Source organism: Undibacterium sp. 5I1 (genome assembly GCF_034314085.1).
In the GTDB taxonomy this organism is placed as follows: domain Bacteria; phylum Pseudomonadota; class Gammaproteobacteria; order Burkholderiales; family Burkholderiaceae_D; genus Undibacterium.
Map to the genome: position 1 here is coordinate 4,534,281 of NZ_JAVIWI010000001.1, position 13,430 is coordinate 4,547,710.

Consider the following 13,430-nt stretch of genomic DNA (forward strand, 5'->3'; position numbering starts at 1 on the left):
ATAACAAGAGGTGGAATGAATGCAAAAAATGCGCTGCTATCAACCGATAGCTGGTGTCGTTCTACGCTAGCTATTTTAACGTAAAGCGCCCTCTACTGACGGGTACTCATTCCAATGCAATTTCTGCCGCAAGGTGTCGTAATAGTTCCAGCCCTTTGGATGTAAAAAGGTGACCGTATGAGCGGATCGCTGGATCACGATTCGATCTTTGTAGATTAGGCTGGCGAAGGATTGCATATCAAAATTGACGCTGATATCTCGGCCTGCGACGATTTCAATTACGATCTCACTGGAGTCCGGCAACACTATCGGGCGATTGGACAGGGCATGCGGCGCAATTGGCACCATCACAATGCCGCTCAGGCTAGGATGCAATAAGGGGCCACCGGCCGAGAGCGCATACGCCGTTGAGCCAGTCGGAGTAGAAACGATTAGACCGTCCGAGCGCTGGTTGTACATAAAATGCTGATCGACATCGACCCGCAATTCCACCATGCCAGACCCGGTGCCACGCGATACCACAACATCATTAAATGCCATTCCGCTAAAAATCTGCTCGCCGTCACGGATCACAATACCTTGCAACAAACTGCGTTTTTCGGATTCATAATTACCTTCCAGCATTTCTGTAATGACGGGCAGCATGCGGTCCAGCGGGATATCGGTAATAAAACCAAGCCGCCCCTGATTGATACCGATTAGCGGCACATTGTAGGGGGCAAGCTGGCGGGCGATCCCTAACATTGTGCCATCGCCACCGAGGACAATCGCGGCGTCAGCGTTTTTCCCGATATCAGGTACCGACAGCACGCTAAATCCTTCTACTGAGATATTTTGTGCAGTCTCTTCGTCGAATACGACAGTGTGACCGGCCTGGCCTAAAAAATCGGCTAGCTCAGTCAAGGATTCGATAATGCCTGCGGCGTTATATTTGCCTATCAGTGCGATGGTTTTAGACGAAGAGGTCATAAAGGTTGGTAATGTGAGCACGGATGACGGACTGAAAACCTGTAAAAACCCCATAATCGAGCGCCCCGCGTTGTAGGTGTTGCAAAGCCTTAAAGCCTCGCAATACCGACGTATTGCTTTGTTTTGTGCCTAGCGCGGCATCTCGATTAAAGGATTTTAGAAGTTTCCGATTGACTCAGATTAGACCATAATTGCGTTTGATTTGGATATTCCAAATAGCGACAAGCCTCTGCAATTCGCTGTAAGTGGGCGAAATTCCCAAAAAATAGATGAGAAGTGACGATGAGTAGTCCTAAGATTCAGGCAGTGCTGTTCGATTTAGACGATACCTTGTGGCCCGTCGCACCAGTGATTCAATATGCCGAGGCGAGCTTATACCAGTGGATGATGTTTAATACGCCAGAAGTAGCACAACATTATTCGATCGACCGCATGCGCAGTTATCGCGAAAAGCTGGTCAAAACCAATCCGCGCTTCCAATATGATTTGTGGTCGCTGCGCCACGCATTGTTATCGAAATTGTTCCAGGAATTTAAAGTTGATGTGGTAAAGGCTGATGAAGCTATGGCGGTCTTTGCCGATGCCCGTAACAAAGTCAGTCTCTATGATGACGTAGTACCGGGTTTACAGGCGTTGAGCAAGCGCGTCAAACTGGGTTCCATTTCAAATGGCTTTGCCGATTTGCATGTTATTGGTCTGGCGCCTCATTTCCATGTTTCACTCGCAGCCCACAAATTTGGCTGCGCCAAGCCCGATCCAAGAATCTTTAGTGCTGCATGCAATGCCTTAGATTTGTCACCAGAACAGGTGATGTATGTCGGCGATGACTTACTCTTAGATGTAGAGGGCGCGCAACGCGCCGGTATGCAAGGCGTCTGGATGAACCGCCACCAAGTCGCACAAGACAAGCCACATCATGCACATATTAAGCCAGATGCCGTGGTAGCGAGTGTGCATGATGTGCTAGCGATGTTTTTGGCTTGAGCGTATTGACTCGATGTTTGAATCAAAATGCTGCGAATCTAAAAAAACTTAACCACTGTATTTTGATAGTTGAGTAGTTAGACTCGATCTGATAGTCGCCGATATAAAGGTAATCAGTGATTAGATCGAGCGCTCATTCACCTATATTATTTACCAATATTGGCGTCTAAAAAGTGGTCTACTTTGTTCCAAAAATCTAATCGGTTTTTGACCAATCCCCAGCCATGACCTTCCTCAACATATTCAATCCACTCAACTGATGAGTTTGTCTTGCGGACGGCAGCTAAGAAGTCTTTCCCATGAGCGATAGGAACACGTCTGTCTGATCCACCATAAGCAAGTAGCAGCGGTTGCCGAATACGATCTGCTATTTCAACTGGTGAAGTTTCTTTTAGTTGGGCTGCGTCTTTTACTTTGTCGCCAATTAATACAGGCATTCCGTAGTTTTGCCATTGAGCGTCGGCATCGCTATTCCAGTTTGACTGGTACATTAAGTTTAAATCCGTTACACCAACCCAATTCACGCCACAACGAAATAATTCTGGATTTTTTGCTAGTCCCATTAGTACCGCATATCCGCCATAACTAGCCCCAGCGATACAGATACGTTTCGGATCGGCGATTCCTTGTTGTATCGCCCATTTTGTACCATCGGCGATATCATCTTGCATAGCAAGGCCCCATTGTTTCCAGCCTGCTCTGAAATGTTTATATCCGTAACCGGTGCTACCACGGAATTCTGGCTGCAATACCGCATAGCCTTTAGACGCTAAAAACTGTACTTCCGGATCCCAGCCCCAGTTTACTCCGCGAACAAACGGACCGCCATGCACTAAAACCACCATGGGTAAATTTTTATTGGCTTTGCCTTGAGGCAATGTTAAATAAGCCGGAATTTCTAATCCATCTCTTGCTTTGTATCGCACCATATCTTGTGCTGCCATTTTCTTTGATTCTATGTCGGGATGTTTTCCTCCAATTAAATCTAACTTCTTAGTTGTTATATCGTAAATTAAAAATGTTGCTGGCTGCACATCTGAGTAGGAGCGTATTAGAACATTCTGACTCACTCCATTCCTTGAGATGGATAAGTCGTTGATGGTATTTGGTAATAAAGTATCGATCGACGTTTGAATTTTTTTCATTTCTTCATCAAACCAGATCGTTGATGAAGCATCATTTTCGTAACGAACGCCCAACAATTTTTTCTTGGAGAAATCAAAAATCATTGAACCGTCAAAATCGTAACCAGTAATTGAAACCAGTGGGTTAGGATCAATAGCATTCTTCTCTAAATCAAAACGGTATAAAGCACTTGTATCGTGACCGTTTCGAGCGGTTACATATAATGATCCGTCCGGGCCGAAAGAAAATGGCGTGAAACTTCCTTCTTTGAAGGTATTGAATTGAGATAATTGACGCCATTTTTCTGTTTTGGGATCGAGATAGTAAATGGTGCTGACACCCTCGTTTGTAGTTATATTGATGCGCGGAGTACCAAATTGATCAATCAACCATTCTTTGCTATCCCCAGGTCTTGTTATGCGTTCAACGGCTCCGGTTGTTGTGTCTAGTCGTATTAGCGACAATGCTTTTAAATCATAAACAGCATCCCAAACCGGATGCACGACAAATACACTATTTGATCCCTTACTAAAATCGACGGAATAAAAATAATTGTCTGCGCGCAAAATGCGGCTTTTAATGATGGTTCCAGTAGTAAATTCTTCTCCCCAAACACGATCAACTAAGGTTCTTGCCCCTGATCCATCACGGTTTATCGCATACAGACCTGGGAAAAATCGATTATCACCGATGCCTACATTCTTATCCTTCGTACTAAATACCAACCTGTCATCATTTACCCAATGAAATTCGTCGATATCTGCATTGCTGAAGCCACTAATAATTTTGGACGATTTTGTTGCTAGATCTACGACCGCCAATTGCATACGTCCACTTTTTGTTGCAACTAATACCCCCAGATATTTTCCGTCTGGCGATAGGGCGGCTTTATCTAATTTTGGATTTTCAAAAAAAATGTCAACAGAGGTTTGTTCTGCGCTAGCTCGTGAATTTGATGCTGTTGAAAATAAAATGACACCAATTATCGCAATAGTAAAAATTAATTTACTCCGGCCAATGAAATTACTAATCATAAATTTTGATTTGATTTTTTGAAAAAGAAATCAATCATAGCCGAGGATAAATAATGTTTTTATGTAAAGTTAATTTATTTTCACAATACTGCAAATTAAGACCAATAGTGTCGTTAATCAGTAACGAAATATATTGGAATTTGGCGCTATTAATCAAGCTACTAACTTAGCTATCCGCATTAACTAGCCGATGGTGGCGAAGTCGAACTGAGTATCGCCGCAACAAAAATGACGATCAACAAAATGATCGCTTCTGCTTGCAGTATTAAAGTAAACCGCCGCTCTGTCGGATGTTGCTTAGATTTTTCTAATGCCTGCAGTAAATCAGGCATCACATAAAAACGGTTATATCCGCCTAGTGCTGCGGCACCAATTACCAGTGCAATTTTAAGTAGCAGAGTAATGCCGTACGCACTGTCTGTGATTGCGCTGACACTGTTGACGTCACCTAGCCCTCGCCATACGTTTAGGCCACCGGTTATAAAAATGCCGACTAACCCCCAGCTAGCAGAGTGCGACAGTGCAGTGACATAACTAACGCAATCGCGTCGGTGATCTTGCAGCGAGCCTACCGGTTTGGCGAGCACGCTCAATCCCGCGATCAGTACTTCTCCAACCCATAAGCTGACCAGTAGCAGATGCACCCAATCGATCATCACTGACCAGGTGAAATCACCGGATATCACCGCATGACTAACGACACTGCGGCTGTAAGCAAATACTCCGATGCAGATTGCGAGGATGATTTTTTGAGTCCGTAAATACTGATGAGATGTCGTTCGTTTCGATAGGAATATATTGATAAAAACGACCATGACCAAGGCGGAAGCGCCGACCAAATAAGCGTATCCAAAATGGGTACTGGTTGCCAGTGCGATGCCGGCATCCCATGACGCTAGTAGCGGCAGTTCAGCCATAACCGCAGCTTCTATCCACAGTGCGCCGGTACTGGCGAGTAGTGTGATGATTGTCGAGATTGTCAGGATGCGCTTCAAGCGTGACGCAGCAGTAAGTGCCCAGGATGATGGTTGCCTTGTTAATCCCGCAAGGCTCTTCCGGTTGCCTCCCCAGCTAAGCCCAGAGCTAAGCCAGACTTGTGACGCCAGCGCGCCAAGCATAATCGCAAATGCCAGATTTAACGCCCAGGTAGCCAGATGCTGTATCACTCCTATTTCTGCCACTTACTTCACCTTAAAGCTAAATGTGCCTTTGGTTTTATGACCGTCTTGCGTCATGACTGTCCATTGCACCTGATAGTCTCCTGCGGACAAGTTGGGTACAGCAACCGAGATGATTTTAGGATTGGTTTTATCAACGATACTTTTGTCTAAAGCCAGCGCGTTTTTTTTGGCATCTAGCAATTGTATTTTGCTGAATGTCTCTTCCAGATTTTCATTAAACTGGATACGGATTTCTTTTGGTGACTGATCTAGCACCTCGGCCGCTTTCGGTGATGACGATTCCAGTTTGCCATGCGCATGCGCGTGCAGCGAGGTAAGTCCTGCCAACAATAAAAAGCTTGTGGCTACTAATTTTTTGATGTTTCTTGAGTTCATATTGAGTCCTGATGACGGATGATTAAGGATAACTAAATAGGGACAACTAAGTGAGGACAACCAAGATACCTTAAGGATGATGCATATGTCCCTCGGGCTTACGGATTTGTACTTCAATCTCTTTTTCAGGCTTGATGTTTTCTGGCGCCGCTTGAGTCCCTTCCGGTGAAAGACGTTTTGCCTCAGGCAGCGCGCCCACCCATTCAAATGCGACCGTACCTTTGGGATGCTGATACCAGCCCGGATCTTTATAGTCGCCCGCAGCTTGATTTTTACGTACTTTGACGACGCTAAACATACCACCCATATCGACAGAACCAAATGGGCCGTCGCCCGTCATCATCGGTGCGGTGTTATCCGGTAGTGGCATTTGCATCTGGGCCATATCCGCCATACCACTGTCGCCCATTGCCATGTATGCAGGCACTAAATCGGTAATTTCCTTTGCGACTTTGGCGTGATCAACGCCGATCATGGTCGGTACGGTGTGCCCCATGGCATTCATGGTGTGATGCGATTTGTGGCAATGAAATGCCCAGTCACCTTCTTCATTGGCGACAAATTCGATCTGACGCATTTGTCCTACCGCGATATCGGTAGTGACTTCTGGCCAGCGTGCGGTTTTCGGGATCGCCCCGCCGTCGGTACCGGTGACCTGGAACTCATGTCCGTGGATATGAATCGGATGGTTCGTCATCGTCAGATTGCCGATGCGTATTCTTACCTTGTCATTTTTGCGCACGACCAAGGGATCAATGCCGGGGAAAATCCGGCTATTCCAGCTCCATAAATTAAAATCCAGCATCGTCATAATCTTAGGCGTATAAGCCCCGGGATCGATGTCGTAAGCATTCAACAGAAATACAAAATCACGATCAACCTCATCGATTAGAGGATGTTTCGTTTTAGGATGGGTAATCCAAAATCCCATCATGCCCATCGCCATTTGCACCATTTCGTCGGCATGCGGGTGATACATAAAGGTGCCGGGACGACGTGCCACAAACTCATAGACAAAGGTTTTTCCGGGCTGAATTGACGGCTGGGTCAGACCAGATACACCATCCATCCCATTGGGCAGGCGTTGCCCATGCCAATGTACGCTGGTATGTTCTGGCAAACGATTTGTCACAAAAATCCTTACCCGGTCGCCTTCAACGACTTCGATCGTCGGGCCCGGCGATTGACCGTTATAACCCCATAGATGTGCTTTAAAGCCGGGTGCCATTTCACGTACGACTGGCTCTGCGACCAGATGGAATTCTTTGATGCCATTATTCATCCGCCAAGGCAGCGTCCATCCATTGAGTGTCACCACCGGGTTGTAAGGTCTGCCCGTAGTCGGGTGTAGTGGCGGCATGGTATCCGGTGTGATTTGTGTGGCTGGTTCGGGCAATGCGGCCATGGCCACTTTGCTCACAGAAGCGCCGGTAACTGCGGCGGCGATGGTGCCTGCCACAGCGCCAGCCATCGTACCCATACCACTTAAAAAATGTCGACGATTGGTCATAATAATTCCTTAGTGTTCTGCGGCAGAACCGGAGACAGAGATCACTGTGGATTGTGATGAAATCATGCTGGGCTTGCCAGTCATGCTCATCTCCAGATCCGCTTGTGCTAGCCAAAAATCTTTGAGCGCATCGATCGCGCTATTGACGCTGGTAATTTGTGAGCGCGCATCGGCCAGCAGATCAAATACGCTGATAAACATGCCGTTATAGCGGAGTTGATTCTCTTGTGAAATACGTTTTTTTAAGGGAACGACCTCATCCCGATAATGCCTGGCGATGTCATAACTGGCGCGATAGTTAGCATAGGCTTCCCTGATTTCAGAGCGGGCTTCCAAAGCAGTCTGGTTGGCTTGATTGACTGCCTGCATGTAGAGCGCCTCCGCTTTGGCAGTGCGTGCCGTGCCCCAGTCAAATAGTGGTAACTCTAGGCGTACTTCATAACCATGTTGCGTCGCTTGTTGGTTGGAGGTATTTCGTACGCCACCGAGCTCCAGTACGTTGATAAAGCGGGTAACTTTGTTCAAGCCCAAACTCTCTGCTAACTGCTGCGTATTCAGCTTAGCTGCCTGCACATCCAGTCGTTGGACAACGAGCTTGTTTATCACCGTTGCTTCTTCATCCGATTCAGTCTTAACATCAGTCAGAGTCAAAACATCGGGAAGATCAGGTAAGCGCTCAGGTAGTTTGAAACTCGTTACGCCAGTATTTTCCTCACTGAATTGATCTATTCCAAGCAAGCGAATCAAACGCTCGCGACTGCGGATACGGGCTTGATCCGCACGCGCCAAATTGAGCGCTGCGTCGGAATAAAAGCTGAGTTCACGCGCCTCTTGCAGGGAATTAAAGTTGCCCGCTGCTTTCATGCGCTTGGCCAGTTCTGCGCCGGCTTCGGCAGATCTTTTGACTTGTTGAAGATAGCGTACCGACTCTTCTGCTGCCACTGCGATGAAGTAGGCTTTACGGGTTTCTGCCGCCATGATCAGCATCTCCATCATGACCTGACGCTGGGTTTGCTCAAAGCGATGACGCTCCATTTTGCTAGTGAGTGGCATCGCAATCAAGCGGGCAATATTGAAGCTGATGCCCCGATCAAATTCAACTTCATCACCGCGTCGCAAGCGGCTAAAGCTGAAACCAGGATTGCTCATGCGACCTGCCTGTACCAGATCAGATTCAGCAATGCCCAACGTATCAAATGAGGCCTGCAAGCCTTTGTTATTCAGCAGCGCGAGTTGCACCGCCGCGTCAACCGTTAATGCTTGAGCGAGTAATTCTTTATTGCGGTCGTTGACTTGCTGCCGGTCTACATCACTTTTAATCCACTGCACGTTTTTATGCAGTTTGTCGGTAGCTGTTTGTTGTACAACGGCGAAGCCACCGTCCTGGCTAAATGAGGCGCAGGCAGAGAGCGTGATGCACGCCGTAAATGCCGAGCAGCGTTTTATGTAGCCGCGCGATCGCTTTGGTAATAGATAAATAATGTCCCAATATGCATAGGACGATTTCAGGTAATTCATGCGATACCTCTTGGTTAGTCATCCAGCGAATGGTAGAAATTCCCATTGATGGAGACAGAAAAAAGTAGATTAACTATGGCTTATTTAACTATGGCTTATAGTTTTGGGCTTACAGCATGCGAGTGCTGACACTGTATGACCGCAATGACAAATTGCGGACGCGACAAGACACTGCTTAAGCGAAAAATCGAGGAGGGCGCTCTGGACCGTTGGTAATAAATCCAACGTGGGAGATGGTTTGAAAAGCGATACGTTCAGATGCGGCTGCATTGACTTGCGGTTTGATCGCATCACTCAGAATCACAGCACCGACACAGCAAGCGGCGCAGGCACTACATTTATGTTTGACCGATAGATTGGTATCGCCACTGTGGTGGCTATGGCTATTGTTGCTGGCTGTATTACTCACAGTATTACTTAATGCATTGTTCACCTGATCGCTTAGCATATCGTGATGCATTTCATCATGCATAACTTGCTGATCTGATGGACTTGCGTGTTGTTGCATTGGGTGTGATGGGTTCATATGATGCTGACTGCCGCACATCAGCATAGACGCCGCCGCCAAACCTTGCAGCGGGATCGCAATCATCAATATCCATAATAAGAATAGTCTGACGGGCTTTTTCATATGGCGACGATTATAGCGGGAAAATACGCTAGCGGACATCGCGCCAGTGTTGATGCGATTCCATTTGGTTTCTGTTTTGATCTCAGTCCGCTGCACAATTGCCTATGGGTTATTAATATACTGTCATATGTATATATAGAGTGTCCATATAAAGTCTGGACGATAAGAGATATTTTATAAAAAATAGGGGGAGTATATTTTTTTACGTAAGAATGTAGTGCTGGATGATTTTGCCGTATGTCGGTTAATTCAGATGGACGTCACGTTTTCTAATCGGTCTTTATATCGATCCTTGGTTCACACGTTTAGACAAAGCCTCGGCACTCTCTTTACGTTCGCTGTATCGATCCACCAGATACGGTGCGACATCGCGGGTCAGCAGCGTGAACTTCATCAACTCTTCCATCACATCCACCACACGGTCGTAATACGCTGATGGCTTCATCCGTCCCGCATCATCGAATTCTAAAAATGCTTTGGCGACTGATGATTGATTGGGTATCGTCAGCATACGCATCCAGCGACCCAAAATGCGCAACTGATTGACAGCATTGAACGATTGCGATCCGCCGGAAACTTCCATGACTGCCAGCGTTTTACCCTGTGTCGGACGCACAGCGCCGATTGACAGAGGAATCCAGTCTATCTGCGCTTTCATAATCCCGGTCATCGCGCCATGGCGTTCTGGCGAGCACCAGACCATGCCTTCCGCCCACAAAGATAAATCACGTAACTCTTTGACCTTGGGATGATCCTCTGGCGCGCCGTCCGGTAAAGGCAAGCCTTGTGGATCGAATACGCGTACCTCACCACCCATCGCTTCTAACAAACGAGCCGCCTCCAGCGTTAGTAATTTGCTATACGAGCGCTCGCGTAGCGAACCATACAACAGTAAAAAACGCGGCGCATGTGTGGCAGGCGCTGCGGGTCTTAACTGTGTATTGTCAGGTACTGTAAATAAGTCCTGATCCAGATTAGGCAGATCATTTAGCTTGGACACGGCGAGCCTCGTTATCAATCAATTCGATCACTTTTTCGCCATCTTCTTTGACGAATTCACCCAGTTGCGGTGACGGTAAAATATCTAACACCAGTTCGGACGGTCTGCATAGCTTAGCTCCCATTGGCGTGACGACAATCGGGCGGTTGATCAGGATGGGATGGGTCAACATAAAGTTGATTAGCTCATCGTCAGTCCATTTGCTGTCGTCCAATTTGAGCTCTTCGTACGGCGTCCCTTTTTGTCGTAGCAAGTCACGTACCGGGATGCCCATGGCCGCAATTAACTCCAGCAATTTATCGTGACTTGGCGGCGTGATCAGGTATTCAATGACTTCTGGCTCGATGCCGGTATTGCGTATTAAGGCCAGCGTATTGCGCGAGGTGCCGCATTTGGGATTGTGATAAATCGTGATCGTCATGGAAGTCCGCCTAGGTAATTAAGTGATTAAGTAATTAAGTAATAGTTAGCTTAAAAAATATTGCGAGTAGCCGGAATGATTTAAGCAAAATCGTTGGGCGCAAGCTTGCTTGCTATGCTTTTACTTCTGACAGCGGTGCTGGATAAAGCCAGCAAAATAGCAGCGTTGCAGCGGCCGCCCCCAGCAACTGAGCAGCGATAAAGCCCGGCGTATCTGCCGGTCTGATTCCTGCAAAGGTATTGCTCGCGGCACGCGCCAGGGTCACTGCCGGATTGGCAAACGAGGTCGAGGAGGTGAACCAATACGCTGCTGTGATGTAAGCGGCAACGGCAAATGGCGTTGTATTAGGCTTGCTGCGCGAGCAGCCGATGATGGTGGCAATCAAACCAAAGGTCGCAACAAACTCACTCCACCACTGGCCAGCGCCAGTTCGTACATGTGTTGATGCAAAAAATAATGGATCATCAAACATGTAATGTGCAGCTGCCACACCCGCAAATGCCCCCACAATTTGAACGGCGATATAAGCTAACAATTCTGATGAGGGCAAATTTTTTTGCCATGCTTCGGATAGGCTGACTACCGGATTAAAATGCGCACCCGATACCGCGCCAAACATCAAAATCAAGGCAACTAAACCAGCCCCGGTCGCTATCGCATTCGCCAGCAGAGCGATTGCAACATTACCAGCGGACAAGCGTTCGGCCATGATGCCAGAGCCGATCACAATCGCGAGCAAAAACGCCGTACCCAGACCTTCGGCGACCAGACGTCGGGATAAGTTCGCTTTGATCCGATTATTAGCGGAGATTTGGGTCATAGGTTTGCAGTACTGCCGCGATTATTCTCTCGCTCGGTGACTTGCTGATCCATCGGTGCGCAGGTCGCATTTGGAGAGCAAGGATTTCCGCCACAGCAGTTTTCCGTCAAAAAGCTGATCAGATCATTCATCACCGTAAAATTGGCGGCGTAAATCATAAATCGCCCATCTTGTTGCACCGTGATCAAACCGGCATGCATCAGCTCTTTTAGATGAAAGGATAAAGACGATGGCGCAATGCCAAGGAGTTCGCTGATTTTGCTGGCGATGACGCCGCTGGGGCCACTTTGGACTAGCAAGCGGAAGATCGCCAGGCGGGAATCTTGGGCAATCGCGGCGAGGGCGCTAACAGCTTGTTTCGTTTCCATATTTAATTCCCCTTGTTTTAACCCAGATTTTCCATTAGACCGCTACCACTTCGCAAAAAACGCAGACGGCGTGTAGTCTTCAGAGGGATAACACCACCGCGATTTGAGTGGGAGCGCTACAGCGACAATTGCACCTTTGGCGAACTGCCTGGCGTTGTTGCCCCTCCTGGCAAGATGCAGCTTGCGTCGTCGTCGCGTCTAGCCAGTCAGTCCGCCAAAGACACACTTGTCGCTGTTCCAATGGAAAATCTGGGTTTAATTTTCTATTTAATTTCGATAATTCTATATTAATTGAAATATCAAAGTAAACAGATATTATGAAGATGCAGCGAGGGAAAATTTGAGAATTGCATTAAAAGCACCAAATAATAAGCGTCTTGCTTCATTGCAAGCGAATATGGGTTTATATTTCTATGTCATTGATTACAACGCTCGCATAGAATACAAACATGCAACTCGATATTCGCGCACAAACATTACTTAAAGCTCTGGTAGAACGCTACATCGCTGATGGTCAGCCGGTGGGTTCGCGGGCGCTCTCAAAAATTTCTGGATTGGAGTTGTCTCCTGCCACCATTCGTAATGTGATGGCAGATCTGGAAGAAATGGGCTTTGTCGCCAGCCCGCATACGTCGGCGGGACGGATTCCGACCCCGCGCGGGTACCGCGTGTTTGTGGACAAACTACTGACCGTGCAGGAATTTGATGGCACTGCGCTGGAGTCGCGTATGCAAGCGAGCGTGTTTTCTAATTCCCCACAAAAAATTATTTCTAACGCGGCTCAGGTGTTGTCGTCGCTATCGCAATTTGCAGGTGTAGTCATGACCCCGCGGCATGAATCAACATTCCAGCAAGTCGAGTTTTTACGCTTATCTGAAAAGCGGATTTTGCTGGTCGTGGTCGCGCCCAATGGCGAAGTGCATAACCGCTTGCTGCTGACCGATGTTGATTACAACTCCTCGCAATTGGTGCAGGCCGCGAATTATCTGAATCAAAATTTTGGTGGATTGAGTTTTGAAGACGCTCGCTTACGTATCAACACTGAATTACGCCAATTGCAAAACGATATGACGCGCCTGATGCAAGCGGCGGTCGAAGCGGGCAGTGATGCGATGTCAGATCAGTCGGACGAGGTGGTGATTTCGGGCGAGCGCAATTTGCTCAATGTGCAGGACTTGTCGAATAATATGACTTCTTTGCGTAAGTTATTTGATATGTTCGAGCAAAAAACCGGACTGATGCAATTGCTGGACGTGTCTAGTAAAGCGACCGGGGTACAAATTTTTATCGGAGGCGAATCGCAACTCGTACCGATGGATGAAATGAGTATTGTCACTGCGCCTTATGGCGTGAACGGTAAAATTGTCGGCACGCTTGGGGTGATAGGGCCAACTCGTATGGCTTATGAACGTGTTATTCCTATTGTTGATATCACTGCAAAGCTACTCTCAAATGCGCTAAGTCAATAGCCGATATCCAGTATCCAAATTCCAA

The 13,430-nt window shown here is 47.4% G+C and carries 13 protein-coding genes; 2 read left to right on the forward strand and 11 right to left on the reverse strand.

Annotated features, from left to right (window positions below; all coding sequences use genetic code 11):
* Positions 1–75: 75 nt before the first annotated feature.
* Entirely contained in the window at positions 76–969 is an 894-nt protein-coding gene (locus RGU72_RS19800; RefSeq protein WP_322121382.1) for an NAD kinase, read from the reverse strand.
* Between the two features lie 282 nt (positions 970–1,251).
* Between RGU72_RS19800 and RGU72_RS19805 the strand changes: the two genes are divergently transcribed.
* Positions 1,252–1,953, forward strand: a complete 702-nt coding sequence (locus tag RGU72_RS19805; protein ID WP_322121383.1) for an HAD family hydrolase — start codon at positions 1,252–1,254, stop codon at positions 1,951–1,953.
* A gap of 146 nt (positions 1,954–2,099) precedes the next feature.
* Here the strand turns inward: RGU72_RS19805 and RGU72_RS19810 are convergent, their stop codons facing one another.
* The 10 genes from RGU72_RS19810 to RGU72_RS19855 form a co-directional block, all read right to left on the reverse strand.
* The gene (locus RGU72_RS19810; RefSeq protein ID WP_322121384.1) at positions 2,100–4,112 is read right to left on the reverse strand and encodes an alpha/beta fold hydrolase; all 2,013 of its coding nucleotides are present in this window, start codon (positions 4,110–4,112) and stop codon (positions 2,100–2,102) included.
* A 179-nt stretch (positions 4,113–4,291) separates the two neighbouring features.
* Entirely contained in the window at positions 4,292–5,293 is a 1,002-nt protein-coding gene (locus tag RGU72_RS19815; protein WP_322121385.1) for a copper resistance D family protein, read from the reverse strand.
* Positions 5,294–5,668, reverse strand: coding sequence for a copper resistance protein CopC (locus RGU72_RS19820; protein WP_322121386.1), 375 nt, complete (start codon positions 5,666–5,668; stop codon positions 5,294–5,296).
* 70 nt (positions 5,669–5,738) lie between these two features.
* Positions 5,739–7,178, reverse strand: coding sequence for a copper oxidase (locus tag RGU72_RS19825; RefSeq protein WP_322121387.1), 1,440 nt, complete (start codon positions 7,176–7,178; stop codon positions 5,739–5,741).
* A gap of 9 nt (positions 7,179–7,187) precedes the next feature.
* A complete protein-coding gene (locus tag RGU72_RS19830) occupies positions 7,188–8,696 on the reverse strand; it encodes a TolC family protein (protein WP_322121388.1) in 1,509 nt (502 codons plus the stop codon).
* Between the two features lie 175 nt (positions 8,697–8,871).
* Positions 8,872–9,366: a hypothetical protein gene (locus RGU72_RS19835; RefSeq protein WP_322121389.1), complete on the reverse strand. Its 495-nt coding sequence runs from the start codon at positions 9,364–9,366 to the stop codon at positions 8,872–8,874.
* Positions 9,367–9,607: 241 nt separating this feature from the next.
* Positions 9,608–10,342, reverse strand: coding sequence for an arsenical resistance protein ArsH (gene arsH / locus RGU72_RS19840; RefSeq protein WP_322121699.1), 735 nt, complete (start codon positions 10,340–10,342; stop codon positions 9,608–9,610).
* Positions 10,311–10,748 (reverse strand): arsenate reductase (glutaredoxin), encoded by a 438-nt coding sequence (arsC, locus tag RGU72_RS19845; RefSeq protein WP_322121390.1) that lies wholly within the window; start codon positions 10,746–10,748, stop codon positions 10,311–10,313. Before arsC ends, arsH begins: the two co-directional genes overlap by 32 nt.
* A 112-nt stretch (positions 10,749–10,860) precedes the next feature.
* The gene (locus RGU72_RS19850) at positions 10,861–11,568 is read right to left on the reverse strand and encodes an MIP/aquaporin family protein (protein WP_322121391.1); all 708 of its coding nucleotides are present in this window, start codon (positions 11,566–11,568) and stop codon (positions 10,861–10,863) included.
* A complete protein-coding gene (locus tag RGU72_RS19855; protein ID WP_322121392.1) occupies positions 11,565–11,936 on the reverse strand; it encodes a metalloregulator ArsR/SmtB family transcription factor in 372 nt (123 codons plus the stop codon). Before RGU72_RS19855 ends, RGU72_RS19850 begins: the two co-directional genes overlap by 4 nt.
* Before the next feature lie 449 nt (positions 11,937–12,385).
* On the opposite strand from RGU72_RS19855, the gene hrcA reads away from it, so the two are divergent.
* Positions 12,386–13,405, forward strand: coding sequence for a heat-inducible transcriptional repressor HrcA (gene hrcA, locus RGU72_RS19860; protein WP_322121393.1), 1,020 nt, complete (start codon positions 12,386–12,388; stop codon positions 13,403–13,405).
* The last annotated feature ends 25 nt before the right edge of the window (positions 13,406–13,430 follow it).